The organism is Modestobacter muralis, from assembly GCF_010682105.1.
Classification (GTDB): domain Bacteria; phylum Actinomycetota; class Actinomycetes; order Mycobacteriales; family Geodermatophilaceae; genus Modestobacter; species Modestobacter muralis.
In genome coordinates this window covers 14,100-38,733 of sequence record NZ_JAAGWH010000013.1, presented here as the reverse complement: position 1 = coordinate 38,733, position 24,634 = coordinate 14,100, and the positions used below count along the sequence as shown (strand labels likewise).

Here is a 24,634-nt window from a genome sequence, read left to right as displayed (position 1 = left end):
GAGGACGGCCATCTCCTGCCAGGCTGACCGAGGTCGGGGCCGCCGCGCCCCAGTTTCCTCGGTCACTCCAGCACCAACCATCCGACACAGGTAGAAGACTTCGTCAGCGGAGCGGTCGCGGCCCCATCTTCGGCGGCGCTGGGACGAGTCGTCGTCACCCCCTTGAGGGGACCTCAGCCGGCGCCGCCGAACCTGCGGCAACCGCCGGGGACGGGGGATCCACCGCAGTCTCGGGGTGGATCGTGTCCGCCCACGCAGGGGGAACGCGACGGGCGACTTCCCGCCCGAACCCGTCAGCCAACTCGGTAGGCGGCCACGGAAGACAGGGAGCCACCGCCCGGGGCGACCATGCACCCCGAGAGTTCCCGCCGAGGGGCCACCGGCTGCCGCGGACGGCGACCGGCCACTGTGCTGATGCTGATCACGGTGCTCACCGCCACCGGCATCGCCCTGACTCCCGGTGGCGCCAGCGCAGCACCGGGGGAGGCGGCTACCGGTGCGCAGGCGGCGGAGCTCGCGGCCCAGAGCGGCCACCAGCTGGAGGTCCTCACCGAAGACCTCAACGAAGCCCGGGAGAACCCCACCCTGCAGCAGGCCGCCGCAGCTGAGGCCGCCGCCCAGGTGGCGGCCGCCGACGCGGAGCTGGCCGCGCTGCAGGACCGGATCGCCGCTGTCGCGCACAGCGCGGGCACCGGTGACGGGCTGGGCCCACTGCAGGTCTTCATGACCAGCGGCCCCGCAGACGAGTTCCTCGAGCGGGTCGCCACCCTGGACTCCGTCGCCGGCCATCACGACGACGTCCTGGCGCGGGTCGAGGAATCCCGTGCAGCCGCCGAGAGCGCCGGTGCTGCTGCAGCGCAGGCCACCGCCGCGGCAGAAGAGCAGTTGGCTGCGGTCCAAGGGCAGCAGAAGGAGCTGGGGACCGAGATCGAGGACTACGAGGTCCAGTACGCGGTTCTCACCGCCCAGGAGGAGGAGCAGGCCGACGCCACGCACGGTGGGCCGTCGCTGCAGGCGCCGGCCGCGGGGTCCGTGGAGGCTGCCAGTGGGTCAGCTCAGTTGGTCATCGACATGGCGTTGGCGCAGGTGGATGACCCCCACGTGTGGGCCGCTGGCGAATCTGATGCCTTCGACTGCTCAGGGCTGACCCAGTAGGCCTTCGCCGCGGCCGGCATCTCCCAGCCGCACTCCAGCAAGATGCAGGCGGCCATGGGACGTGCGGTCACCCGGGCGGAACTGCAGCCCGGTGATCTCGTCCACTCCTCCAGCCCGATCAGCCACATCGGCATCTACATCGGCGGCGGCAAGATGGTCCACGCCAGGACTTCCGGTGAGCCGGTCAGCGTGGCCAGCGTGGACATGTCCGGCTACGTCGGAGCTCGGCGCATCCTCTCCTGAACACCGCCGCCCGGATGTTCCCGGCGCCCGCGTCACCCCCACCTCGGCCCGACCCCCAGTACTACGCCCAGTAGTAACATCGGGGTACAGGTACTGGGGAGAGGGGGGATGGTGCGCGCAGCTCGAGTGCTGGCGTTGCTGATCCTCGCTGCCGTCTTCTCCATGCACGGGCTGCAGTGCCTCAGCGCACAGCCGGCGGGCACCAACCCCGGTGACCACACCACCACCGCGGCCATGGGTGCCTCTCCGTCCGGTGACGCCCACCTGATGGCCGCCGGCTCCGCTGACGCCGCACCCGCGGCGATGGGCGACCCAGGGTCCTCCGCGAGCCACCCCGGGCCGGTGCACAGCGCCGCGCACGCCTTGGCGGTGTGCCTGGCTGTCCTGCTCGCCGGCCTGGCTCTGCTGGCCGCCGTCCTCTCGCTCAGGAGAGCGACCGCACCGGACCGCCGCGACGCAGCGCTGGTCCGGGCCAGGTCGTGGTGGGCGTCGATCCAGCTGCCCAGACCGCCCGATCTAGCCGTCCTCTGTCTTCTCCGGATCTAGGCCGAACCACCGACCCGGCCGCTCCCGCGACCACACCGGGTCAGTCGTCCACCACCAGATCTCACCCACAGGAGAAGTAATGACCCGCACCAACCTTCGCCGTGCCCGCCTCAGCGCAGGCCTCATCGCCGGCGTGGTCGTCCTCGCCGGCTGCTCGAACGGCTCCGATGACAGCACCGCAGCCAGTGGCAGCGGTGCATCCAGCTCCGCCCCGGCGAGTGCGTCGGCGAGCGCATCGGCTGACTTCAACGATGCCGACGTGGCCTTCGTCCAGGGGATGCTCCCGCACCACGAGGGGGCCCTGGAGATGGCGAAGCTGGCCGAGGGGCGCGCCGAGGACCCCCGCGTCCTCGACCTGGCCAGCCGGATCGAAGCTGCGCAGGAGCCAGAGATCGAGACCATGACCGGCTGGCTGCAGGCATGGGGCCAGCCGGCATCCGATGACATGGGTGGCATGGACATGGGCGGCATGGACATGGGTGGCATGGACATGGACATGTCCGGCCTGGAAGCCGCCTCCGGCACCGAGTTCGACCGGATGTTCCTGGAGATGATGACCGAGCACCACCGGGGCGCGGTCGACATGGCCGAGACGGAGATCGCCGACGGGCAGAACGCCGACGCCATCGCGCTGGCCCGCGAGATCTCCACGTCTCAGACAGCTGAGATCGAGGAGATGCAGACCCTGCTCACCGAGCTCGGAAGCTGACGCGCTCGGTTCGGTGGTGGCCCAGGCAGTAGACGGGCCACCACCGAACCGGCCGTTCACCTGCGTATGGACGGGCCGCGCCCACGTCCAGATGCAGCCATCTCCCGGGCCAGGAGGTCCCCCATGCACGCCCCCGCCCCGCGGGTACGCAGGCCGTCACGGGCGCCGATCCCGGTCGCGATCGGCGCGCTTCTCGCTGTCGTCCTGACCGGCTGCTCGTCCACCGATGCTGACGCCACCACGAACCAGTTCGAATTCACCGGGGTCACTGCAGCAGGTCAGCTGGTTCCCGCCGCTGAGCGGGCACCAGCGCCCGCCTTCACCGGTGAGCTCCTCGACGGCACGTCATTCTCCTCCGAGGACCTGGCCGGCGACATCGTCGTGATCAACTTCTGGGGTTCCTGGTGTGCTCCCTGCCGCCTGGAGACCCCGGACCTGCAGGCCGTCTACGCCGACGTCGGTGACCGGGGCGTCGCGTTCCTCGGGGTCGACGTGAAGGACCAGCGTCAGATGGCCAGCGCCTTCCTGGCCGACGCCGGAGCTCAGTACCCGTCGCTGTACGACCCACGCGGGGAGATCGCGCTGCAGTTCCGGGGCTTTCCGGCCAACGTGGTGCCGTCGACGATCCTGCTCGATGCGCAGGGGGACGTGGCTGCTGTCTACACCGGTGCGATCCTCCAAGAGGACTTGCGGGCAGCAGTCGACGCGCTGCTTGCAGAGGACGGGTCATGACGGCCATCGGGGAGACCTTCGCCGGCATCGTGACCGACGGGTCGCTGATCCTGGCGTTGCTCGTCGCGGCCCTCGTGGGCCTGATCAGCTTCGCCTCCCCGTGCTGTCTGCCCCTGGTGCCGGGCTACATCGGCTACATCACCGGTCTGGCAGGGGCCGAGGCGGCCGCCGCGGCGACCAAGGAACCGGCCGGCCCAGCGCCGGCCTCAGAGACCTCCGGCAGGGCCCTCGCCGTCCGCGCCCCGCAGGTGGCCACCGCCGGGCGCCGCCGCGTGCTGCTCGGGGCATTCCTGTTCGTCTGCGGCTTCAGCGCGGTGTTCGTTGCCTTCGGCGCACTCTTCGGGGGCCTGGGCAGGCTGCTCCTGGAGTGGGCGCCGGTGCTCACCCGCGTGGCCGGGGTCATCACGATCGGCATGGGGATCGCGTTCCTGGGCGGGTTCTCCTGGCTCCAACGGGAACGCCGCATCCACCACCGTCCGACCGGGGGGCTCGCCGGCGCACCGGTGCTGGGCGTCGTCTTCGGACTCGGCTGGACCCCCTGCCTGGGGCCCACGCTCGCGGCGGTGAACACACTCGCCTACACCGAGGCCTCCGCCCTGCGGGGCGCCCTGCTGGGGCTGGCCTACTGCTTCGGGCTCGGGCTGCCGTTCCTGGCGATGGCGCTCGGGGCGAGTCGAGCCCTGCGCTTCTCCAGCTGGGCTCGCCGGCACGCTCGCTCGGTGATGCGGGTGGGCGGTGGACTGCTGGTGGCTCTGGGACTGCTGCTGGTCACCGGCCTCTGGGACACCTCGATCTTCTGGCTTCGTGGATGGCTTGCGGCAGCCGGACTCGGGGACTTCTTCCTGTGAGTGACACCTGTCGATCCCCGCGTCTCACCCGTGGCCGGGCCCTGCTTGTCGCCGCCGGGTGCGTGGCCGTGCTGTCGGCGTGCACAACCGCTTACAGCGGAGAGACGGCCAGCTCGCCTCCCGCGCCGCATCTGTTGACCGATTCGCCGCGCTTCGACCACGTGCACGGAGTGGTCGGCGAGGCCGACAGCGACGCCGTTCTCGTCGCAGCCCACAACGGTTTGTTCCGGCTGTCCCCTGACGGTGATGTGCAGGTGAGTCCGGCCATCGACCTCATGGGCTTCGCCGTGGCCGCGCCGGGGCGGCTCCTGGCGTCGGGTCATCCCGGCCCCGACGTCGACCTGCCCCAACCGGTCGGGTTGATCGAGTCCACCGACCAGGGGCGAAGCTGGCAGCCGCTGTCGCGGCAGGGCCAGTCCGACTTCCATGCTCTCACCGCCAGCCCTGCGGGCGTCCTGGGCTATGACGGGACCCTGCAGCGCAGCGCGGACGGACTCTCCTGGGAGCGGCTCGAGATCCCGGCCGAACCGGCCAGTCTCTCCGCCGGCCCGGACGGGAGCCAGGTTCTGGCGACCACGGAGCAGGGACTGCTGCACTCCACCGACGCCGGCAGTACCTGGGCCCTGGTCCCCGGGGCCCCGCTGCTCCAGCTCGTCGACTGGTCAGTCGACGGCCTGACCGCTGTCGGGGTGGACCCGGATGGACTGGTGTGGACCAGTCAGGACGGCGTCAGGGCGTGGCAGCGGGCGGCCCAGCTCGACGCCCCGCCGATGGCCATGGACGTGGCAACGACGACCGATGGGGGCAGTCGGATCCTGGTGGTCACCTCCAGGGCGGCAACCGAGTCCCGGGACGGCGGTCAGACCTTCAGCGAGCTCCGGCGGGACTGACCGCGGCTCAGCCCAACGAGTCCAACAGGTCCCGGCAAGCCGCCTCACAACGCCGGCACGCCTCGGCGCAGACGCGGCAGTGCCCGTGCATGTCGGCGTGCTGGGAGCACTCATCGCCACACGCTCTGCACGCCGTCGCGCAGGCTTCCAGCACCGCCCGGGTGAGGTCGGCGTCGTAGCCGGTGTGGCGGGACAGCACCCGCCCGGTGGTGCCGCAGACGTCGGCGCAGTCGGCGTTGGTCCGGATGCACGTGGTGAGCTGGGCGACCATGTCCTCGCTCAGGCACGCATCAGCGCACGCGGTGCAGGCCTGCGCGCACTCGAAGCAGGCCTCGATGCACTCCAGCAACTTCTGACGGTCGAGCCCGCCGAGGTCCTTGGGGTAGGTCTCCAGCATCTGCCCGGCAACGGTCACGGTGTCTCCTCGATGAGTGGTGCGGGCGGTGCTTCCTCCGCCCGACATCGCCGCACTGGTACCCGGGACCACGGACTACTAAGCGGGATAGTGTCGGCCCCGTCGGCCAACTCCCGATGTCTGCCAGGCACTTGCCGCTGATACCGTAGGGGGGTATGGTACCTATGGATCGAGAAGGTGCTCACGCCGAGACCAGGGAGTCAGACGGTGACCGAGGCGGCACACGGCCAGCACGGCTACATCAGCAGCAAGGACGACCACCTCAAGCGGCTGCGCCGGATCGAGGGCCAGGCCCGAGGCCTGCAGCGCATGGTCGAGGACGAGAAGTACTGCATCGACATCCTCACCCAGGTCTCAGCGATGACGAAGGCGCTGCAGTCGGTGGCGCTGGGGCTGCTCGATGAGCACCTGAGCCACTGCGTCGTGCGGGCGGCCGCCGAAGGCGGGCACGAGGCAGAGATCAAGATCCAGGAAGCGTCCGAGGCGATCGCTCGGCTCGTCCGCTCCTGACATCGACCAGGCGCCGGCAACCGCGCGGCGTCCAGGCGGGCCGCACAGCCCGCTGAGGCAACATCATCGAGGAGAAGTCACATGACAACGTCCACCTACACCGTCGTTGGCATGACCTGCGGCCACTGCGTCAACTCGGTGACCGAAGAGGTCAGCCAGGTGCCCGGCGTCACCGGCGTCGACGTCAACCTGGCCAGTGGTGACCTCACCGTCACCAGCGACACCCCGGTCGAGGGGTCCGCCATCCAGGCAGCCGTGGAAGAGGCCGGCTACCAGGTGGCTGCCCCCGCCAGCCTCGCGATCGAGCCAGTCGGCCAGGCGGCCGGCTGCGGCTGCGGCTGCAGCTGACAGCCCGGACCATCCAGCTCCGGCGTGAGGGTCTTGGTGTGAACACCCCGATCAAGGTCGGCAGCTACCTGGCAGGTCTCGTCGCCGTCTTCGCTGCCGCTGTCGGTATCGGCAGCGCCGTCGGACCCCTCGGCCCGGCCGGTGACCAGCCCTCCCCGCCTGCGCAGACCCACATCAGCCACACGGGCATGGACACCGGCGGCGACGCCGGCAGTTGACCAGATCGGCCCCTGCGACGGCACGACCGTCGGGCGGCGTCAGGATCCAGGCGCCGCCCGACCGGCAAGACCGGTGACCCCCGAGAGGACAACAGTGAGCTCCGCGACGAACAACACGGCTACGGCGACCGGCGGTGAGCAGGTCGAACTCACCATCGGCGGCATGACATGCGCCTCGTGCGCCATGCGGATCGAGAAGAAGCTCAACAAGCTCGACGGCGTCACCGCGACGGTCAACTACGCCACCGAGAAGGCCAGGGTCAGCTACACCGGGGTCACTCCTGAGGAGCTCGTCGCCACCGTCGAGCAGGCCGGCTACACCGCCAAGCTCCCCGCCCCGCCCCGGCCAGCCGGTGCCGCACCCGAAGAGTCGGTGGACAGCGACCCGGTCCGCTCGCTGCGGCAGCGGCTGCTCGTCTCCGCCGCCCTCACGGTCCCGGTCGTGGCCATGGCCATGATCCCGGCGCTGCAGTTCACCAACTGGCAGTGGCTGTCCCTCACCCTCGCCGCACCCGTGGTGGTCTGGGGCGCGTGGCCGTTCCACAAGTCGGCCTGGACGAACCTACGCCACGGCACCTCGACCATGGACACGCTCGTCTCGATGGGCACCCTCGCAGCGCTCGGTTGGTCGCTGTACGCGCTGTTCTGGGGCACCGCCGGCATCCCCGGCATGACCCACCCGTTCGAGTTCACCATCAGCCGCACCGACGGCAGCGGGAACATCTACCTCGAGGCCGCCGCCGGGGTCACCACGTTCATCCTCGCCGGGCGGTACTTCGAGGCCCGCTCCAAGCGCCGCGCGGGTGCTGCGCTGCGGGCGCTGCTGGAACTGGGCGCCAAGGAGGTCTCGGTGCTGCGGGCCGGCCGCGAGGAGCGGATCAACGCCGAGCTCCTGGCCGTCGGTGACCTGTTCGTCGTCCGCCCGGGGGAGAAGATCGCCACCGACGGCGTCATCACCGAAGGTTCCTCCGCCGTCGACGCCTCCATGCTCACCGGCGAGTCCGTGCCCGTCGAGGTCGGACCCGGGGACGCCGTGGTCGGCGCGACGGTGAATGCCGGCGGCCGCATCGTCATCCGCGCCACCCGGATCGGCGCCGACACCCAGCTCGCCCAGATGGCACGGCTGGTGGAGGACGCGCAGAACGGCAAGGCCGAGGTCCAGCGACTGGCCGACCGGGTGTCCGGGGTGTTCGTGCCGGTGGTCATCGCCCTGGCCGTGGCCACCCTCGGCTTCTGGATCGGCACCGGAGCCGGCCTCGCCGCCGCCTTCACCGCAGCCGTTGCCGTGCTGATCATCGCCTGCCCCTGCGCGCTGGGACTGGCCACGCCGACCGCCCTCATGGTCGGCACCGGCCGCGGGGCCCAGCTGGGCATCCTGATCAAGGGCCCGGAGGTCCTGGAGTCCACCCGCAAGGTCGACACCGTCGTGCTGGACAAGACCGGCACGGTCACCACCGGGCGGATGACCCTCCTGGACGTCATCGCAGTCGACGGCGAGGACACCGATGAGGTGCTCCGGCTGGCCGGTGCCCTGGAAGACGCCTCCGAGCACCCCATCGCCCAGGCCATCGCCGCTGCCGCCCGGGACCGGTCCGGTCCCCTGCCCGCGATCGCGGGCTTCACCAACGCCGCAGGCCTGGGAGTCCAGGGCATCGTCGAGGGCCACGCGGTCGTGGTCGGCCGGGCCCAACTGCTCGCCGACTGGTCGCAGCAGCTGCCCGATGACCTCCAGCGGGCCATGAGTGCCGCGGAGGCCGGCGGGGGCACGGCTGTCGCCGTCGGCTGGGACGGGGCAGCTCGGGGTGTGCTCGTCGTGGCCGACGCCGTCAAGGACACCTCCGCGCAGGCGATCGGTCAGCTGCGGCAGCTGGGTCTGACCCCGATCTTGCTCACCGGGGACAACGAGACGGTCGCCAGGGCGGTCGCTGCCCAGGTGGGCATCGACGAGGTGATCGCCGAGGTCCTGCCCAAGGACAAGGTCGACGTCATCAAGCGGCTGCAGTCGCAGGGCAAGGTCGTAGCGATGGTCGGCGACGGCGTCAACGACGCCGCAGCCTTGGCCCAGGCCGACCTCGGGTTGTCCATGGGCACCGGCACCGATGTGGCCATCGAAGCCAGCGACCTGACGCTCGTCCGCGGGGACCTCCGCGCCACCGCCGACGCCATCCGCCTCTCACGGCGGACCCTGGCGATCATCAAGGGCAACCTCTTCTGGGCCTTCGCCTACAACGTCGCGGCCCTGCCCCTGGCTGCCGCCGGGCTGCTCAACCCCATGCTGGCCGGCGCCGCCATGGCCTTCTCCTCGGTGTTCGTCGTCTCCAACAGCCTGCGGCTGCGGCGGTTCACGAGCCTGTCCGCTGCCCAGGTCGACGGGGGAGTCCGCGCTCATCGGCCGGCCGTCCTCCCGGCGAAGGCTGCGGACGGCGGGACCAGCGTCCGCTGAGGAATCTCACCGCAGTTCGAGGTGGGAGCAGAACAGTCCCTAGGGTGTCCGCATTCGCGTGAGCGCGTGGATGACGGCCACCGGATCGCGGAACGACCGGAGTCGATCCGCAGGAGGAGGTGTCGTCGTGGCGTTCCTGTTGCTTCTCATGGGGACCTGCGCTGTCGTCCTGGCGATCTACGGTGCCTCGTCGCTCCTGCGGGGTCCCTCCATGACGGCCCCTGCCCTGCCCTTCGAGTCAGGTCTTCTGCCCACACAGCACGCGGTGTCCCGGTATCACGCGCGGTGGTATGCGGTGACGATCCTCTTCCTGGCCTTCGACATGGAGATGATCTTCATGTATCCGTGGGCCGTCGTCGTCGCGGAAATGGGCCGAGGTGCCGTCATCGAGATGTTCGGCTTCCTGGCCGTGCTGTTGGTGGGCGTCGTCTACGTGTGGCGTGAGGGCGCGCTCCGATGGACCTGAGAGAGCGGCTGCGGCGCTGGGTCCACGCCCATCCTCGCGTCCTCGTGGTCGACACACCTGGACACCAGGAGCTGCGGTGGGCCGTCGAGTCGGCTGTCGACGACAGGGGTTGGGAGTTCGCCGTGTCCCCGGCCGACACCGACGTCTTGATCGTGATCGGCGAGCCCGATCCCGCCCTCGCCGAGGCCATCGACGTCGTCTGGTCCCAGGTGCCTCGACCGCGCAGCCGAGTGTCGATCCCTGAACCGGCGTTGGTGGACGACCTGCTGGACGCCGCCTGGATCCGCTTGACCTCGACTCCGGCCTCGGAGGGACATCCGCCGGCGGTCAGCGTGGGTGACAGGCACACGGCCGCGTGTGGGAGCTCGAACCCCGAGACGCGCGCTGGCGACGACATGGGCGGGCACGCCGGCCATGACATGGACATGGGGGAGCACGCCGGCCACGGCATGGGTGCGCCCGGCGACGGCGGGCACGCCGGCCACGGCATGGACATGGACATGGGGGAGCACGCCGGCCACGGCATGGGTGCGCCCGGCGACGGCGGGCACGCCGGCCACGGCATGGACATGGACATGGGGGAGCACGCCGGCCACGGCATGGGTGCGCCCGGCGACGGCGGGCACGCCGGCCACGGCATGGACATGGACATGGGGGAGCACGCCGGCCATGACATGGGCGGTCACGGCATGCACCACGGAGGCATGGTGGCGGGTCTTCCCATGGCTCGCACAGCGCAGGACCGGGACGGGCTGGACCTGGACACGCTCTCGCTCGCCCTCGGGCCGATTCTCCCGGGCTGGCCCACGGGACTGGTGCTGCGCACGCAGCTGCAGGGTGATGTGCTGACCGACGTCGTCCTGTCGTGGACGGCCGGCGCCGAGCCGACCGCTGATCATGCTGACGCCCGCGATCCGCAGCTGACGGCGCTCGACCACCTGGCTCGCTTCCTCGCGGTGGCTGGATGGGGAAGGGCAGCGCGGCGAGCTCGCCGGGTCCGGGCTGGTCTGGCTGCGACGGATCCGGCTGTGCGCTCCAGTGCCCAGGACCCGGCACGTCGACTGGCGACGCAGATCCGACGGTCGCACGCCCTCACCTGGTCGGTACGCAGGATGGGCCGCCTGCCGGAGGCTGGCGGCGGCGAGCATGGCCAGGGCCGGCCACGCCCCACAGCCGACGTGGTGGATCGCGTCCACCGATGGTGCGACGCCGTCGCGCAGCCGACCGGGGCCACCCCCGTCATGCCCATTCCGCTCGCAGATCTGGCAGCTGCGCTGCACGGCACCGAACTGGCCACGGCCCGGCTGGTCGTTGCGAGCTTCGCGTTCGACCGGACGGCGGCCCTTCACGAGAAGACGGTGGCCGGTGTCTGACGTGCTGGCCGCGACGAGCACGTCGGCCGAAGCCTGGGGTCTCGTGCCCGCAGTTCTGGTGGTGATCACCGCCGGGCTCGTGCTCGCCCTGGTCGTCGCGGCGGTGGACTCTGCCGTCGTCACCGGGCGTGGGCTCGGAACTGCGGCCGAACCGCTGCGTTCTGGATCGCGGCTGCTGCTGGAGGAGCGGCGTACCACCCTGGCGCCCGATCGCCTGCTCTGGCGTGTCGGCGGGGGCGTGGTCCCGGTCGCCGCGCTGCTGTCCCTGGCCGTCGTGCCCTTCGGCGGGCGCACCCTGTGGTCGACCAGCGCCGATCTCGTCTGGTTCAACGCCATGGAGGCGCTGTTGTGGGCGGCGGTGTGGATCGTGGGCTGGGGACCCAATTCCCTCCACTCCCTCGTCGGGGGATATCGGTTCCTGGCGCAGGGCCTGGCGTACGAGCTGCCGTTGATGTTCTCGCTGATCGGTGTCGGCGTGGCGGCTGGGTCCCTCCGTACCACCGACATCGTGGTCGCCCAGTCGGACCTCTGGTTCGTGGTGACGATGCCGGTCGGCTTCGTCGTGTTCGTCACGAGCGCGGCAGCCTTCGCCTTCTGGGGCCCGTTCGCCGCACCCGCCGGTGGCGACATCGCGGGTGGTGTGACGTCGGAGCTGTCCGGGCCCGACCGGCTGCTCCTGCAACTGGGGCGCGCTGTCTTCCTCGGTGCAGCGGCGGCGATGGCCGTCGCGCTGTTCCTGGGTGGCGACTCGGGGCCCTGGCTGCCCGGGTTCGCCTGGTACGTGCTGAAGACGGCCGCGGTGATCGTGGCCCTCATCTCGTGGGGTCGACGACTTCCGGTGCTGCGCCCGGACCGAACAGTGGAGGTGGCCTGGATCGTGCTGGTCCCGGTGACGCTCCTGCAGACCCTCATCGTGGCTGTCCTGGCAGTGACAGGGTTCTACGGATGATCAGGCCAGGGAGAGAGGGCAAGGCGTGATGGTGGACGTCTCGACGTGGTCCTTGGTCGTGGTCGCAGTTCTCGGCGTCCTCGCCGTCGCCCTCGGGGTCGCAGTCTTCGTCGTCGACTCGATGGCTCGTGCGACGTTCGCACTCCTCGGCTCGTTCCTGGCGGTCGCCGGGATCCTGCTCGTGTTCGACCTGGTCTACCTCGCCGTGGTGACGGCGCTGATGATGACGATCGAGATGGCCGTCATGGCCGTCTTCATGATCATGTTCATGATGAACCCGGCTGGGCTCATGCCGATGAGCATGGTCCACAACCAGCGCGGGTCAGCGGGCGTCGGCGTCGTCACCTTCGTCGTCCTGGTGATCGGCATCTGGACCGTCGACTGGCCCCCCCGCACCGGGGCGCTGCCGGAGGACAGCACCCGTCAGCTCGGCGAGGCGATCATGGGCAGCCACATGCTCGTCATGCTGGTCATCGGCATCGCGTTGTTCGGCACGATCCTGGCCGGCACCGTCCTCGCCACGGCCCGCGGTCGCTACGACCGCTTCGGCCCCGATCTGAGTGCGGCCCGCCCCTCCGACCCGGTCGAGGGAGGGATGGGGCGATGAGCGGTGAGCTGGTGCTGCAGATCGTCCTCACGGTGGCCGCGGGGCTCGTCGGTGTGGGGCTGTACGGCGCGCTGTCCCAGCAGTCGATCGTGATGATCATGATGGGCCTGGAGCTGGCCCTCAACGGTGTCCTGTTGGCCGGTGGCGCGGCGTGGTTCTTCCTGGGGCCTGAGCTGCCAGACGCCCAGATGCTCGTCGTGGTGACCCTGGTGGTCATGGCCGTCGAGATGGCCATGGGCTTCGCCGTCACCATCGCCATCTATCGAGCCCGTCAGGTCGACATGGTCGACATGGCCACGGAGTTGAAGGGGTGAGCGCGGCTGCGGGCGTGCTCATCACGCTCATCAGCACGCCGGCTGCGGTGGGGGCGGCCCTCCTCGTGGGCGGCCGGAGAGCCGACCGACTGGCCTCGCTGGTCGCGGTCGTCACCGCCGTCCTCGGTCTGGTCGGCGCCACGGTGGTCCTCGCTCAGCGCCCTGAGGCCTCGCTTCCGTTCCTCGGGCTCGTGGACGGCGGGGACCTGCGCTTCGCGGTCGACGGACTGTCCGCGGTCCTCGTCGGTCTGGTCGCCACCATGTCCTTCCTCGTCACCTGCTTCGCCGTCGCCGACCTGCCGCACGACGCCGCCCGTGCCCGCTTCTTCGGCTTCTTCCTCCTGTTCGTCGCGGCCATGCTCGCCACCGTCACGGCCGTGACCCTGCCGGCGCTGCTGATCGGCTGGGAGGTCATGGGCGCGACGTCCTACGCGCTCATCGGCTACCGCTGGCAGGACGCGGGCAAGCTGACGGCCGGCACGCGTGCCTTCCTCACCACACGAGCAGGCGACCTCGGGCTCTACGTCGCGGCCGGTGCGGCCCTCGCGGGCACCGGTGGCCTCGTGCTGGCCGATCTGCCCACCTCCGACGGTGGATGGCAGCACGTGGCCGCGGCCGGCATCCTCGTCGCCGCGCTCGGCAAGTCGGCCCAGTTGCCCTTCTCCGCCTGGCTGTCGGGGGCGATGCAGGGGCCGAGCGCCGTCAGCGCCCTGCTGCACTCAGCGACCATGGTCGCTGCAGGCGGCTACCTGCTGCTCCGGGTCCAGCCGTTGCTCGAGGCCACCGGATGGGCAGCAGCGGCCGCAGCATGGATCGGGGCCCTCACCGCGCTCGTCCTCGGTGCGATCGCCGTGGCCCAGCGCGACCTGAAGCAGCTCCTCGCCGCGAGCACGGCCGCCCAGATCGGCTTCGTCGTCCTGGCCGCGGGCGTGGGGGCGGTCGCAGGCGGGTCTGCCCAGCTCCTCGCGCACGCAGCAGTCAAGGCCGGGCTGTTCGTGGCTGCCGGTGCCTGGCTCACGTCACTGGGCACCAAGCAGCTCGTCGGCCTGCGGGGAGCTGCACGCCGCCACCGCGGGGTCGGGGCGGCGGCCACGGTGGCGGCGCTGGCGCTCGGCGGGATCCCCCCGCTGTCGCTGTGGGCGAGCAAGGAGGAGGTCCTGGCGGGTGTGGACGGGGCGGCCCTGCGAGTGGTCGGGTTCGCGGCCTCCGCCCTCTCGGCCGTCTACGCGGCCCGCATGCTCACGGTGCTGCTGGCCCCGCCAACCGGTGCGGAGCCACTCGACGACGAAGAACACGGCACTCGCCGTGTACCTGTGGCCGTCTCCACCATCGCGATCGTGCTGGCCGTGTTCGCCGCAGGGCTGGGCGCACTCGCTCTCCCACCGGTCGCCGACTCGTTGAGCGCTGTCCTCCTCAGTCAGGAGGGATCAGCTCCAGCGCTGTCCGAGCTGCTGCTGGGTGGGTTGCTGGCGCTGGTGGCGTTCGGAGCGACCCTCGTGGTCATCCGCACCCGCCCTGCAGTTCTCCCAGTCCTGGAACGCAGCGCTCTGGGCTCGTGGGCCGGGCTCGGCCACCTGCTCTCCGCCCGGCCGGCGCTGTCCCTCGCACGTGCCCTCGAACGAGTCGACGACCAGGTGATCGACCGCGTCGTGATGGGCACGGCGACTGCGGTGAGGTCCGGCGCCGCGCAGCTGGCTGGCGCTGACGGCCGGGTCGTCGATGGCGCCGTCCGTGGCGTCGCAGGCGCGTTCCGCCGGGCCGGCGCGCTTGCTCGCCGGCCACAGACGGGCCTGCTCCACCAGTACTACGTCCAGGCAGCCGCCGGTCTCGGCGTGCTGCTCGCCCTGCTCCTGGCGGTGAGGTGACCGTGCTGCTGACTGTCGCAGTCTTCTTGCCCGCGGTCGTCGCGGCGGCGCTCGTCGCGATGCCCCGGCTGACCGGCCCGACAGCGAACCGGCTGTGGGTGGGCGCTTCCCTCGCGGAACTCGTCCTCGTCGGCTGGATGTGGTGGCGCTTCGATCAGGGCTCCGGTGCAGGTGGTGTCACCGACGGCCTGGCCTTCGAAGCCGACGTCCGCTGGATCCCGACCGTGGACGCCGGCTATCACGTGGGCGTCGACGGGCTGTCCCTGCCGCTGCTGGCCCTGACCGCGGTCCTCTTCCTCGCGGTGGGCATCTGGTCGCTGCGACAGACAGACCGACCTCGGCTGCACGCCGCCGCGTTCCTCTTCCTCGAGACCGCGTGCCTGGGCACCTTCGCAGCCCTCGACCTCATCCTCTTCTTCGTCTTCTTCGACCTGACGATCGTCGCCATGTACTTCGTCATCGCGGGCTGGGGACACGGCAATGCCCGGCGGAGCGCGCTGAAGTTCTTCCTCTACACGTTCGTCGGGTCACTCGCGCTGCTCGTCGGCTTCATCGGGCTGTTCCTGGGCGGGGAGACCCGGACGTTCGACATGGTGGCGCTGGCCCAGGACCCGCCGTTGGCGGACTCGCCGGTCGCCGGGGGGCTGGTGCTGCTCGCCATCGGGATCGGCCTGGCCATCAAGACCCCGGTGTTCCCCTTCCACACCTGGTTGCCCGACGCCCACACCGATGCCCCAGCAGCCGGATCGGCCATCCTCGCCGGGATCCTGCTGAAACTCGGTACCTATGGGTTCATCCGCATCGCGATGCCGATCCTCCCCGAGGCATGGCAGCGCTGGGCGATGGTCGTGGTCGTCGTCGGTGTCGTCAGCGTGCTCTGGGGAGCCCTCGTCGCCCTGGCCCAGACCGACGTCAAGCGGATGATCGCCTACACGTCGGTCAACCACATGGGCTACGTGTTGCTCGGTCTGGGAGCCGCCGGCCTGGCAGCCGACGCCGATCCCCAGGCACGTTCCATCGCCATCACCGGTGCGGTCTACCAGATGGTTGCCCACGGCCTCCTGACCGGAGCGCTGTTCCTGCTCACCGGCGTCCTGTGGTCCCGCGGACGCACGTACGCCCTCGACAGGTGGGGCGGCCTGGCCCGCCCGGCGCCGGTCTTCGCTGCCCTGTTCGCGGTCAGCGCATTCGGTGCACTGGGCCTGCCCGGCTTCGCCAGCTTCATAGCCGAGTTCCAGATCTTCACCGGTGCGCTGCAGGCCGCACCGGTGGCGACGGTCGTGGCCGTCCTCGGGATCCTGATCACCGCGGGGCTCTTCCTCAGCGCCATCCAACGACTGCTCGCCGGGCCGACGGTCATCCCCCAGGACGACGACCCGACCGAGTCGCTCCAGCCGGCGCCGGCCGAGCAGCGCGTGCCCGACGGCGGCACCACCACCCTGGCTCGACCCGGCATCGCGGTGGGCATGCCCGACCTCAGGCGCTCCGAGCTGGTCGCCATCGCGCCGTTGCTCGTGCTCGCGGTCGTGCTCGGTCTGCTCCCGCGCCTGTTGCTCGAGGTGATCGAGCCCGCCGCCGTGGTCGTAGCAGGGCTGGTGGCCAGATGAACGGCGGGATGTCGGAGGGATCAGAGGCCCTCCGGCTGCTGCCCGAGCTGGTCCTGCTCCTGGGAGCGGTCGGCGCGCTCCTGCTGGGCCTGTGGACTCCGCAGCAACAGCAGTGGCGGGTCCGTCTGCTCGTCGTGATCGCCTGCCTGGTGAGTGCGGGCACCGCCGTCCCTGCCCTGGGTGGTCCAGCGGAGCGGGTCTTCGACGATGCCTGGGTCATCGACACGACCACCGGCGTCGTCCGTCTGCTCGTCGCTCTGGCCGTCGCAGGTGTGGCCCTGTTGGCGTCGTCCAGCCTCGCCGGGCATCCGCGCGAGACCGAGGCCTACGTCCTCATGCTGCTCGGCGGCCTCGGCGCGATCGCCCTTGCCGCCGGCGGCGACCTCCTCCTGCTCGTGGCGGCCTACCTGCTGGCCAGCGTCCCGCTGTACGCCCTCGCCGGGTTCACGAAGGACCCGCGAGGCACCGAGGCGGCCCTGAAGTACTACTTGATGGGCGCCTTCGTGGCCGTCTTCATGCTGCTGGGCGTCGCCTGCCTCGTGCTCGCGACCGGGACGACGAGCTACTCCGGTGTCGCCGACGCGCTGCCCACTGCCCCAGTCGCACTCACCGCGATGGGCGTCCTCGGCGTCCTCGCGGGAGTCGCCTTCAAGGCCGGCGCTGTCCCGGTGCACTTCTGGCTGCCCGACGTCACGGCCGGCACCACCCCGGTGATGGCCGCCTACCTCACCACCATCCCGAAGATCGGCGCCGTAGCCGCTGCCCACCGCCTCCTAGCCGAGCCGTTCGCCACGACTGCGCTGGACGTGCCCCTGCTCGTCGCGGTCATCGCGGCGGCCAGCATGACGCTCGGGAACCTCGGGGCCTTCAACCAGACCGAGGTCCTCCGGCTGCTGGCGTACTCCTCGATCAGCCAGGTGGGTTACCTGTTCATGGTCGTGGCCGTCGCGGCCCGGTCGGACCTGGCCGTTCCTGCCCTGGCGCTCTACCTGGCGGCCTACGCCGTCACCAACATCGGTGTCTTCGCCGCCGCCGCCGCCATCCCGGACGCCCGTACGATCCGCGACTGGGGTGCCGCCGTGAAGCAGCAGCGGTGGCTCGGCGCCAGCCTCGTCATCTGCCTGCTCGGCCTCGTCGGAACACCTCCGACGGCGGTCTTCGTCGGCAAGCTCGCCGTCTTCTCCGCGAGCTGGGACGGCGGGCTCGTGTGGCTGGTCGTCGTGGCTGCGGTCAACACGGTCGCGAGCCTCTTCTACTACCTCCGCTGGATCGCGGCCGCCGTCCAGACGGAGCCGGTTGCTGTGCAGCCGGAGCACCCGCACCCGGACGGCGGGACCCTCCTTCGGGTGCAGGTGCTCACTGCACCTGCTGCAGTCGTGTACATCGCGGCGGTCACATCACTGCTCCTGGGCGTCGGCTCGGGAGCGTGGTTGGCCGTCGCTCTACCTGGATGAGAACGCACTCGTGACCCACCGAACCACCGACCTGACCGATGCTGAGCCGGCGAGCCCCGACCCCGACGGCACGTGCTGCCGTTCCACGCCTCGCTGCGACGGATGTCCCTACACCGGGGGAAACCCGAACCGACCGCCGCGCTGACGGCTCTGGTGCACCCCTGGACCCGTGACTCCCTCGAGCTGCGGGTGGCCGCGATCGGTGGCGGCGCTGGCCTCGGAGCACTGCGGCTCCTGGCCGCATCCCTGACCCGCGGTGGCCGTTGTCGTCTTCGGCCCGTACGCCGTCCGTGCGCCGTCGACCTCTCCCGGCGGCGTCACCGCCGTTCCGCTGGCGGCCGACGGCTGGTCTTCTCCGGTTGTCCACCTGGACCGGGAGCGTCACCGGCAGCAGCCTCGTCGACTCCCGCGTCCCGGAGGACCTCCGCGGCTCTCATTCGCCGGCCCGACTTGCGGTGGCAGACCGGCCTGCTGCCGAGCCTGCTCGGCTGAGGCGTGCGTCGCGGACGCCCTGGGCATCCAGGCCGGCGGCTGGGTGGCCTCTCCTGGCTGCCATCAGAGTCGGGTCGCTGGCGGCTCGCACATCGCTCCCGGCCGACGATCACGCTGCCCGAGCGCGCCTGGACGGAGCCACGCCTCACTCTTCGGTGATCGCCGAGCCGAAGCCCAAGCCGGCGAGGGTGAGGGTGACGAGCCGACGAACGGCCGCTTCGGAGGGAAGGTCGCCTGCCGCGCTCAGTGCATGGAGGCAGTAGGACGCCAACTCGTCGGTTGCCATGTCACGGCGCACGAGGCCTTCCTCGGCGACCCCGGTGAGGAGCTGTTGGAAGAGTGTCAGCAAGCCCTCCTGTGCACGTGCGACGTCCTCCCCCCGGTGCACCAGTGCCGCGAGCTCGTCCGTGCCGTGGCTCTGGCGGTGATGGCAGATCAGCGCGTATGCCTCCAGCACGACGTGGAGTCGCCGTCCAGCATCACCGGTCCGGTCTCTCAGCTGCGCCAGGTGGGCGAGGTGTGCCGTGACGTGCCGCTGGTGATGGGCGCGCAGGATGGACTCCACATCGGGGAAGTGCTTGTACAGCGTGGCTCGTCCGATCCCGGTCCTCCCTGCGATCGCCGACATGGTCACCGCCAGCAGTCCCCGCTCGGTGACCAGCGCCCAGGTGGCCTCCATGATCGCCTCGTCCACCGTGCGGCGGTGCGTCTCGATCGTGTCGCTCCACAGCTTCGGCACGCCAGGAGCATACGCAGTGCCGCGACGGCGCCAATGTGTTTCGATGTAGACACACTGTCTCGCAAAACGGGTCGGCGGCGCGAGTACTGCCGCAGAGAGCACGAGGATGCACATGTCTGATGAGAAGCAGGGCGCGCGCCGCGGACACGACATCGACGGCCAGCCCCCGGGCATGCCGCGCTGGGTCAAGATCACGGCCGTCGTCGTCGGCGTCCTCGTCTTGCTGTTCCTCGTCCTGCAGCTGACCGGGGTGGCCGGCCAACACGGACCGGGACGCCACCTCTCCGACGGCCGTGCACCAGTGGCCGTCAGCACCACAGCAGTTGTGAGCGCACTGCCGTGAGCGCGCCACCTCGCCTCCGGAAGGCGATCGTGGCCGTCCACGTCGTCTCATCCGTCGGCTGGCTGGGGTCGGTCTGCGCGTATCTGGCTCTCGACGTGGCTGCCGTGACCAGCCGCGACATCCAGCTGGTCCGCAGCGCCTACGTGGCCATGGAGCTCATCGCCTACTCGGCGATCGTCCCGCTGGCACTGGCAACCGTGGTGATCGGACTCCTCACCGCATGGAGCACGCCGTGGGGCGTGCTCCGCCACTACTGGGTCATCGCAAAGCTGCTGCTCACCCTGCTGGCCACAGCCGTCCTGCTGGTGGAGACGCAGACCATCGGTGCTCTCGCCGACGCCGCGTTGGCCACCCGCGACCCACGCGAGCTCGCTGGCACCCTGCCGCACTCCATCGGTGGTCTCATCGTGTTGCTGACTGCCACGGTGCTCTCGATCTTCAAGCCGAAGGGGACCACCCGGTACGGCTGGCGTAAGCAGCAGGAACAGCGGCGAGCATCGGCAGGGGCATGGCGCCCGACTACTTCGTGACCCTCGCCCGAGGCCGCTGAGCGAGAACAGCAGTGACCGCGCCGCCGTCTTCTGCGGCCCGATCGAACCGCAGACGGAGCGTCAGCTCTGATCAAGGAGTCGGCTGATGTCGGCCGCATACTGGTCGGCGGTCGTCCCGCCACTGTGCAAGACGGTTGCCTCGTCACCGGGCCCGAACAGGTAGACGACCCCGCTGTGCTCCAAGGTCCCGTCGTCATGCGGTGCAGCCTCGGGCGGGTCGACGTGACCCTCGGTCCGGGGCACGTGCAGTTGGTCGAGTACCTGGTCGGTCCGTCCCTGGCCACCCATCAGGCCGATGAAGTCCTCATCGAAGCGGTCGAGCCACTCGCGGACGACTGCTGGGGTGTCCGAGTCGGGGTCCTCGGTCACGAACACGACGTCCACCCGTTCCCGGGCTCCGGCCGGCAGTTCGCGCACCGCGGTGGCGAGGTCGGCCATGGTCGTCGGGCAGACATCCGGGCAGCGCGTGTAGCCGAAGAACAGAGCGGTCACCCCGTCGACGTCCGCCTGCAGGTCATAGGGCCTCCCATCGGTGTCCGTGAGAACGAGGGCTGGGCGAGAGATGGTGGGATCGGACAGCAAGGTGCCCGCGTACCCGTCTTCTTCCTGCGCACTGACGATGTCGCTGACAGGGGCCCCGGAGATGGGTGTCGAGCAAGCGGAGACAGCGCTGGCGGTCGCCACCAGACCCACGAGCCAACGCGAGCGGCGATGTGACAAGGCGTCTCCCGTCCAGTCGCGGCGTGGCAGGTCGACGGCGCAGCCGAGTGGGGCCGTCGGCTCGGGTGGCGGGCCGTCCATGCCGCCGCTCAGCCCCGCGGGCGGCCACTGCCTCGGCGCAACTCCTATGCTGCATCGTAGTCAGGGTCATCGATCGGTCGGGCGGAGGGCGTCGAGTTGACAGTGTGGATCACGCGACGGAGGTTGCTGGCGTGGTCCGTGGCCCTGCTTGCCGCGGTTCCCCTCGGCTGCTCGGATCTGGATGGCCCCAGCTCTGCGGAGGCGTTGGAGTGAGCGCGTCGGAGGCGCCAGCGCCCAAGAAGGTCTCGAGCCAGCGGGTGCCGCCCGCCGGTGGCGTGCCGGGCTGGCTCACTGTCGCTGAGGGTGCGCGTCGGGTGCCCTATGTCCGGTCGCGCGTCTGGCGGGCCCTCGCAGTCCTGCAGCCGTACTGCGCGGTCTGTGATGTCTCCTATGTCGTAGACGGAGCCGCCACCAAGCAAGGAACAGAGTTCGTTTGCGTTCCTGGGCGCCTGGATGATCAGTCACCGCCGGGCGGCGCACCCCGTGGGCGGATCGTCGAGTGGAAGCCGGAGCACCGAGTCGCCACACGGCTGGAACTGACTCCTGAGGTGTGGGTGACGACCATCGAGCTGGCAGACGCCCCCGACGAGAGCACGGACGTGTCGATCACCCTCACCCACGAACCACTGGCCGGCGGCCTGCTGCGACGCCGACGGCAGCGCAAGACGGTCCGCAAGGTCGCGCAAGGCACGATCGAGTCAGAACTCGACAAGGTGGCCGACCACGTCTGCCAGGCGGAGCAATCGCCCGACAGTGCTGACGGATCCTCCGCCTGAACCACCCATGCCGTGCACGGACGTACGGGCCGTAGCTCGGCGCCAGGTGACCTGGTGGACAACTGACGACCATCTTCGACTCTCAGGTCCTGCTCGTCGTGGGGCTCACAGGCGTTGCCGGCGCGGGATTATCCTCCGGAGCTCGGCCAGCTCTGGGCCGCCGAGGCACGCGAGGGCGCCGACGTAACAGACGAGGCAGCCCGTGGCGGCCAGGGTCACAACCGCCAGGTCCGCCGGGACGGCCCCCGATGACGAGGGCATGGCTGCGGCGATGAGCCAGGCTGCGCCGCCGGACACCAGGCCAGCCAGCGTGCAGCGGCCCATCCGTTCACGCAGGGCGGTGAGCCGGACCGCGTTGTGGCGCGCGCGGAGTGCGACCAGCTGCGCGCCGGCGACGAGCAGGAACGACGCTGTCGTGGCCGCCGCGAGGCCCGCCACACCGAATGTTCGCCCGAGGACCAGGTCCCCACTGACGTTGACGACCATCCCCAGGACAGACAGCGCCACCGGCGTCCGACTGTCCCCGACGGCGTAGAACACTCGCGAGCAGATCTCGATGATGGCCACCCCGACGAGCCCCAGTGCGAACCACGAGATCGCTGTTGCGGTCATGTCCACTGCTCTCCGGTCGAACTCTCCCCGGCCGAGCAGTACCCGCACCAACGGCTCGGTCAGGACGAGCAGGATGGCCACGATCGGCGCCAGGACGGCGAGGACACCGCCCAGCGCCCGTTCGGTGGTCTGCCGCAGTTCTGCGCGCCGGTCGGGAGCGGCGATGGCGGACATGACCGGATACAGGGCTGCGACCAAGGAGATGACGAGCAAGGTGTAGGGGAGACTGACCAGTCGCCACCCGAAGCTCAGCGCTGCGATGGTGCCTTCTGCCTCCCCCGAGCCGACGGCCCGGTCGACCAACGTGTTGACGTTGACCAGCGCTGTGCCGAGGAGCAGGGCAGGCATCAAGCGCGCGACCTCGGCGACGTCTGGGTGCTTGACGCGCAGGGAGGGGCGCAGTCGGACGCCGGCCGCGCGGACCGCGGGCAGTTGGACGAGCAGCCGCAGCGCACTGCCCGCGACGAATCCCATCGCCAGCGCATCGGCTCCCCAGCGAGCTCCCAGCGTCACGGTGGCCGCGATCATCACGAGGTTGAAGGGAATCCCCTGCAGGCCGGAGAAGAAGAAGCGACCGTGGGCCTGGCAGACGGCGGCCAGGATGTCCGTTCCCGTCACCAGGATCGTCGCCAGGAGCACGATCCGGGTCAGTCGGACGGCCTCGGCGCCGACTTCGGGTGGGAACCCGGGGGCCAGCACGTCGATGACGGTCTGCGCGGCCAGGGCCATGCCCACTGCGGCCGGGACGAGCACCAGGACAGCGACGGTCAGCACCGTGTTCGCCAGGGTGTCGGACCGCCGAGGCTGGCCCTCGGCCACCGACCGTGCCACGGCAGGGATCAGTGCTCTCGCGGCAGCGGCAGCGACGAGTGCGAGGACCAGGTTCATCAAGCCCTGCGCGATGAGGTAGGCGTCGACGGCGGAGTCGACCCCGAACACGGCCGCGATGGCGGCGTCACGGCCGAATCCGAGGAGACCGCTCACAGCAGCCAGTGCGGTCAACATCGCCGTCGACCTCAGCACCGTGGATCGGCCGGTCATGGCCGTCGGTGCGCCGGCTGAGGTGACCGTGCCGTCGACCGCCTTCTTCCGGTGTCGGCTCACCGGGTGGCTGGTTGCTTGCCCGGCGTGATGCCGACGTGGAGGTGATCCTGGTGAACGACGTCGGTGAAGAACCCCGACCGGTCCCCGTTGAGGTCGAAGGGCGCCCCGACTTCGGTTGCTCCAAGCTCCCCGGCCCGAGCAGCCAGCTCGATGAGCATCTCCCGGGAGGTGGCCGGGTCTATGACCGGCTGCCGGTCGACCGCACGAATGTCCACGGCCCGCCCGACGGCGTGGTTGGAGACCCGCTCGGTCGGATAGACCGTCTGGATGTGACCGGTGTGCATCACCTGCACGGTCAACACCCAGTTCTCGGCCAGCCCGAGGAGGACTCGGAGCAACCGGTCATCCATCCGACCGCTGCTCACGTCCAGCCGGGCGGGTGCCGACAGCTCCAGGCGCGGTTCGGCCAGCACCGCTTGGGCGGCCTCGCTCAACGGCACACTCGACCCCAGCGAGGTCAGCGGCCTGATCTCTTCCGCCTGCCAGCTTCCGCCGGCGACCTGGGTCAGCCGCACGTCCAGAGCCATCTGCCGGATGGTCGTCGCGCCTTGCGCCGTCTGCAGCTGCTGCTCGAACAGGACCATCACCGCAGCCCGGTCGGCCGTCACTCCTCCGTACTGCGGGTAGATCACCCTCACGGTGCTGGACACGGCGTCGGGCGCCTCGAGCGCGGTGGCGGTGGCTGCCACGTCTGGCCCGACGCCTTTCGACCGGAGCGTCGCTGCCGCGCCTACTGCCCCGATCCAGGTGCCTGCGGTCTCGATGAACGCGGTGGCTGTCTGCTTGATCTCCGCTTGAGGCTCGCCTGGGCCCGGTCGCCAGACGGTGGTCGGGGGCAGCGCTGTGGTCGGCGGTCCAGCTTCGGCCGTGGCCGTGGGCGGTTCCGTGGATGTGGGCGATGCCGTCGGTGAAGCCGAGGCCGACGCTTCAGGCGTCGGCTCGCCTACCGCCCCGCGGCCGGGATCGTTCCCCGGCCACGACAGCAGCTCCCACAGGGTGAGAGCAATCAGCGTGAGGGCCAGCAAGGTGGCCAGACGGCGCCACCGAGAACTCATGCGCCTTCTCTTCCGATCACGTGGTCGCGGGCTGGTGGCCGACTTGGCCTGCGCAGCGGGTAGGCGTAGGTACGCACGGTCGTCCCGTCCCGGGTGCTGCGGTCGCCGGTTGCACACCATCCCAGGCACTCATAGAACCCGGCACTGGTGCCGCCCTCGTGCGGAACGACGGTGACCAGTTCAGCGACGTCGGCACCGCCGGCTTGCGCGGCCGCCAAGAAGTGGTGCACGAGTGCTGCGCCCAGCCCATGGCCTCGCGCGGAGTCCTGGACGGCAACGGCGGCCAGTACTGCGACCGGTCCTACAGAGTGCGCCTCCGGCGGCTGGACGGCAGAACCGCGGCGCTGCAACAGCTTGCGGAGCCACGGTCGACCGCGCGTGCGGGCGAACCGGGCGGCGAGTCTGGGCCGGCGCAGCAGTGCGAGGAGTCCTGAGGCGCCCAGATCCATGAGGGCCCGGCGATCTCTCA

Annotated in this window: 27 protein-coding genes, 1 pseudogene and 1 riboswitch; of the genes and pseudogenes, 22 read left to right on the top strand and 6 right to left on the bottom strand. The window is 70.5% G+C overall.

Annotated features, from left to right (window positions below):
• The first annotated feature begins 184 nt into the window (after nt 1-184).
• A riboswitch (cyclic di-AMP (ydaO/yuaA leader) is annotated at nt 185-312 on the top strand.
• 102 nt (nt 313-414) lie between these two features.
• The 7 genes and pseudogenes from GCU67_RS04245 (at nt 415) to GCU67_RS04215 (ending at nt 5,123) form a co-directional block, all read left to right on the top strand.
• Nucleotides 415-1,155 carry an NlpC/P60 family protein gene (locus GCU67_RS04245; protein ID WP_163609845.1) on the top strand — a complete coding sequence of 247 codons (741 nt, stop codon included), beginning with the start codon at nt 415-417 and terminating at the stop codon, nt 1,153-1,155.
• A 12-nt stretch (nt 1,156-1,167) separates the two neighbouring features.
• Nucleotides 1,168-1,398: pseudogene (locus GCU67_RS04240) on the top strand (C40 family peptidase); the annotation flags it as partial.
• A gap of 108 nt (nt 1,399-1,506) precedes the next feature.
• Nucleotides 1,507-1,944 carry a DUF6153 family protein gene (locus GCU67_RS04235; protein ID WP_163609843.1) on the top strand — a complete coding sequence of 146 codons (438 nt, stop codon included), beginning with the start codon at nt 1,507-1,509 and terminating at the stop codon, nt 1,942-1,944.
• Nucleotides 1,945-2,023: 79 nt separating this feature from the next.
• A complete protein-coding gene (locus tag GCU67_RS04230) occupies nt 2,024-2,653 on the top strand; it encodes a DUF305 domain-containing protein (RefSeq protein WP_163609842.1) in 630 nt (209 codons plus the stop codon).
• 123 nt (nt 2,654-2,776) lie between these two features.
• On the top strand, nt 2,777-3,385 hold the full coding sequence (locus GCU67_RS04225) for a TlpA family protein disulfide reductase (RefSeq protein WP_163609841.1): 609 nt from the start codon (nt 2,777-2,779) through the stop codon (nt 3,383-3,385).
• Nucleotides 3,382-4,233: a cytochrome c biogenesis CcdA family protein gene (locus tag GCU67_RS04220; protein WP_163609840.1), complete on the top strand. Its 852-nt coding sequence runs from the start codon at nt 3,382-3,384 to the stop codon at nt 4,231-4,233. Before GCU67_RS04225 ends, GCU67_RS04220 begins: the two co-directional genes overlap by 4 nt.
• A gap of 62 nt (nt 4,234-4,295) precedes the next feature.
• Nucleotides 4,296-5,123: a F510_1955 family glycosylhydrolase gene (locus tag GCU67_RS04215; protein WP_338104761.1), complete on the top strand. Its 828-nt coding sequence runs from the start codon at nt 4,296-4,298 to the stop codon at nt 5,121-5,123.
• Nucleotides 5,124-5,130: 7 nt separating this feature from the next.
• Here the strand turns inward: GCU67_RS04215 and GCU67_RS04210 are convergent, their stop codons facing one another.
• Nucleotides 5,131-5,538, bottom strand: a complete 408-nt coding sequence (locus GCU67_RS04210) for a four-helix bundle copper-binding protein (RefSeq protein ID WP_163609839.1) — start codon at nt 5,536-5,538, stop codon at nt 5,131-5,133.
• A 207-nt stretch (nt 5,539-5,745) separates the two neighbouring features.
• Between GCU67_RS04210 and GCU67_RS04205 the strand changes: the two genes are divergently transcribed.
• From GCU67_RS04205 to GCU67_RS04155, 12 genes are all read left to right on the top strand, one after another.
• Entirely contained in the window at nt 5,746-6,048 is a 303-nt protein-coding gene (locus GCU67_RS04205) for a metal-sensing transcriptional repressor (protein ID WP_163609838.1), read from the top strand.
• 81 nt (nt 6,049-6,129) lie between these two features.
• Nucleotides 6,130-6,396, top strand: a complete 267-nt coding sequence (locus GCU67_RS04200) for a heavy-metal-associated domain-containing protein (RefSeq protein ID WP_163609837.1) — start codon at nt 6,130-6,132, stop codon at nt 6,394-6,396.
• A 38-nt stretch (nt 6,397-6,434) separates the two neighbouring features.
• The gene (locus tag GCU67_RS04195; RefSeq protein WP_163609836.1) at nt 6,435-6,614 is read left to right on the top strand and encodes a hypothetical protein; all 180 of its coding nucleotides are present in this window, start codon (nt 6,435-6,437) and stop codon (nt 6,612-6,614) included.
• Nucleotides 6,615-6,708: 94 nt separating this feature from the next.
• A complete protein-coding gene (locus tag GCU67_RS04190; RefSeq protein ID WP_338104760.1) occupies nt 6,709-9,057 on the top strand; it encodes a heavy metal translocating P-type ATPase in 2,349 nt (782 codons plus the stop codon).
• 70 nt (nt 9,058-9,127) lie between these two features.
• Nucleotides 9,128-9,523, top strand: coding sequence for an NADH-quinone oxidoreductase subunit A (locus tag GCU67_RS22680; RefSeq protein ID WP_338104836.1), 396 nt, complete (start codon nt 9,128-9,130; stop codon nt 9,521-9,523).
• A gap of 122 nt (nt 9,524-9,645) precedes the next feature.
• On the top strand, nt 9,646-10,896 hold the full coding sequence (locus tag GCU67_RS21645; protein WP_246214579.1) for a hypothetical protein: 1,251 nt from the start codon (nt 9,646-9,648) through the stop codon (nt 10,894-10,896).
• Complete coding sequence (locus GCU67_RS04180; protein WP_338104759.1) at nt 10,889-11,845, top strand: complex I subunit 1 family protein; 957 nt, start codon at nt 10,889-10,891, stop codon at nt 11,843-11,845. Before GCU67_RS21645 ends, GCU67_RS04180 begins: the two co-directional genes overlap by 8 nt.
• 28 nt (nt 11,846-11,873) lie before the next feature.
• Nucleotides 11,874-12,452 carry an NADH-quinone oxidoreductase subunit J gene (locus GCU67_RS04175; protein ID WP_163610329.1) on the top strand — a complete coding sequence of 193 codons (579 nt, stop codon included), beginning with the start codon at nt 11,874-11,876 and terminating at the stop codon, nt 12,450-12,452.
• Nucleotides 12,449-12,766, top strand: coding sequence for an NADH-quinone oxidoreductase subunit NuoK (locus GCU67_RS04170; RefSeq protein WP_211660757.1), 318 nt, complete (start codon nt 12,449-12,451; stop codon nt 12,764-12,766). Before GCU67_RS04175 ends, GCU67_RS04170 begins: the two co-directional genes overlap by 4 nt.
• Entirely contained in the window at nt 12,763-14,631 is a 1,869-nt protein-coding gene (locus GCU67_RS04165; RefSeq protein WP_163609834.1) for a proton-conducting transporter transmembrane domain-containing protein, read from the top strand. The genes GCU67_RS04170 and GCU67_RS04165 overlap by 4 nt, the downstream gene beginning before the upstream one ends.
• A 2-nt stretch (nt 14,632-14,633) precedes the next feature.
• Nucleotides 14,634-16,238, top strand: coding sequence for a complex I subunit 4 family protein (locus tag GCU67_RS04160; protein ID WP_338104758.1), 1,605 nt, complete (start codon nt 14,634-14,636; stop codon nt 16,236-16,238).
• A gap of 8 nt (nt 16,239-16,246) precedes the next feature.
• On the top strand, nt 16,247-17,692 hold the full coding sequence (locus GCU67_RS04155; protein ID WP_163609833.1) for an NADH-quinone oxidoreductase subunit N: 1,446 nt from the start codon (nt 16,247-16,249) through the stop codon (nt 17,690-17,692).
• Nucleotides 17,693-18,329: 637 nt separating this feature from the next.
• Here GCU67_RS04155 and GCU67_RS04150 read toward each other — a convergent pair.
• Entirely contained in the window at nt 18,330-18,923 is a 594-nt protein-coding gene (locus tag GCU67_RS04150) for a TetR family transcriptional regulator (protein ID WP_163609832.1), read from the bottom strand.
• A gap of 112 nt (nt 18,924-19,035) precedes the next feature.
• Here GCU67_RS04150 and GCU67_RS04145 point away from each other — a divergent pair, with 112 nt between their 5' ends.
• Both GCU67_RS04145 and GCU67_RS04140 read left to right on the top strand, forming a co-directional pair.
• A complete protein-coding gene (locus tag GCU67_RS04145; protein WP_163609822.1) occupies nt 19,036-19,266 on the top strand; it encodes a hypothetical protein in 231 nt (76 codons plus the stop codon).
• Between the two features lie 29 nt (nt 19,267-19,295).
• A complete protein-coding gene (locus GCU67_RS04140) occupies nt 19,296-19,796 on the top strand; it encodes a hypothetical protein (protein ID WP_211660755.1) in 501 nt (166 codons plus the stop codon).
• An 81-nt stretch (nt 19,797-19,877) separates the two neighbouring features.
• On the opposite strand, the gene GCU67_RS04135 is transcribed toward GCU67_RS04140, so the two are convergent.
• On the bottom strand, nt 19,878-20,510 hold the full coding sequence (locus tag GCU67_RS04135; protein ID WP_163609830.1) for an SCO family protein: 633 nt from the start codon (nt 20,508-20,510) through the stop codon (nt 19,878-19,880).
• 662 nt (nt 20,511-21,172) lie between these two features.
• On the opposite strand from GCU67_RS04135, the gene GCU67_RS21640 reads away from it, so the two are divergent.
• Nucleotides 21,173-21,394: a hypothetical protein gene (locus tag GCU67_RS21640; RefSeq protein WP_246214578.1), complete on the top strand. Its 222-nt coding sequence runs from the start codon at nt 21,173-21,175 to the stop codon at nt 21,392-21,394.
• 105 nt (nt 21,395-21,499) lie between these two features.
• Here GCU67_RS21640 and murJ read toward each other — a convergent pair whose 3' ends face one another.
• The 3 genes from murJ to GCU67_RS22975 are packed head-to-tail and all read right to left on the bottom strand — an operon-like array spanning nt 21,500 to nt 24,614.
• Complete coding sequence (murJ, locus tag GCU67_RS04125) at nt 21,500-23,047, bottom strand: murein biosynthesis integral membrane protein MurJ (protein ID WP_276508392.1); 1,548 nt, start codon at nt 23,045-23,047, stop codon at nt 21,500-21,502.
• Nucleotides 23,048-23,106: 59 nt separating this feature from the next.
• Nucleotides 23,107-24,165, bottom strand: a complete 1,059-nt coding sequence (locus GCU67_RS04120; RefSeq protein WP_211660754.1) for a hypothetical protein — start codon at nt 24,163-24,165, stop codon at nt 23,107-23,109.
• Nucleotides 24,162-24,614 (bottom strand): GNAT family N-acetyltransferase, encoded by a 453-nt coding sequence (locus GCU67_RS22975; RefSeq protein ID WP_420846347.1) that lies wholly within the window; start codon nt 24,612-24,614, stop codon nt 24,162-24,164. The genes GCU67_RS04120 and GCU67_RS22975 overlap by 4 nt, the downstream gene beginning before the upstream one ends.
• Nucleotides 24,615-24,634 lie beyond the last annotated feature (20 nt).

Excerpts from the sequence above, each read along its gene's own strand:
- GCU67_RS04155 (WP_163609833.1), top strand. The coding sequence starts at position 16,247 with ATGTCGGAGGGATCAGAGGCCCTCCGGCTGCTGCCCGAGCTGGTCCTG.
- GCU67_RS04175 (WP_163610329.1), top strand. The coding sequence starts at position 11,874 with ATGGTGGACGTCTCGACGTGGTCCTTGGTCGTGGTCGCAGTTCTCGGC.
- murJ (WP_276508392.1), bottom strand. The coding sequence starts at position 23,047 with ATGACCGGCCGATCCACGGTGCTGAGGTCGACGGCGATGTTGACCGCA.
- GCU67_RS04220 (WP_163609840.1), top strand. The coding sequence starts at position 3,382 with ATGACGGCCATCGGGGAGACCTTCGCCGGCATCGTGACCGACGGGTCG.
- GCU67_RS04235 (WP_163609843.1), top strand. The coding sequence starts at position 1,507 with ATGGTGCGCGCAGCTCGAGTGCTGGCGTTGCTGATCCTCGCTGCCGTC.
- GCU67_RS04170 (WP_211660757.1), top strand. The coding sequence starts at position 12,449 with ATGAGCGGTGAGCTGGTGCTGCAGATCGTCCTCACGGTGGCCGCGGGG.
- GCU67_RS04230 (WP_163609842.1), top strand. The coding sequence starts at position 2,024 with ATGACCCGCACCAACCTTCGCCGTGCCCGCCTCAGCGCAGGCCTCATC.
- GCU67_RS04145 (WP_163609822.1), top strand. The coding sequence starts at position 19,036 with ATGTCTGATGAGAAGCAGGGCGCGCGCCGCGGACACGACATCGACGGC.
- GCU67_RS04245 (WP_163609845.1), top strand. The coding sequence starts at position 415 with ATGCTGATCACGGTGCTCACCGCCACCGGCATCGCCCTGACTCCCGGT.
- GCU67_RS04225 (WP_163609841.1), top strand. The coding sequence starts at position 2,777 with ATGCACGCCCCCGCCCCGCGGGTACGCAGGCCGTCACGGGCGCCGATC.
- GCU67_RS04120 (WP_211660754.1), bottom strand. The coding sequence starts at position 24,165 with ATGAGTTCTCGGTGGCGCCGTCTGGCCACCTTGCTGGCCCTCACGCTG.
- GCU67_RS22680 (WP_338104836.1), top strand. The coding sequence starts at position 9,128 with ATGACGGCCACCGGATCGCGGAACGACCGGAGTCGATCCGCAGGAGGA.
- GCU67_RS04200 (WP_163609837.1), top strand. The coding sequence starts at position 6,130 with ATGACAACGTCCACCTACACCGTCGTTGGCATGACCTGCGGCCACTGC.
- GCU67_RS22975 (WP_420846347.1), bottom strand. The coding sequence starts at position 24,614 with ATGGATCTGGGCGCCTCAGGACTCCTCGCACTGCTGCGCCGGCCCAGA.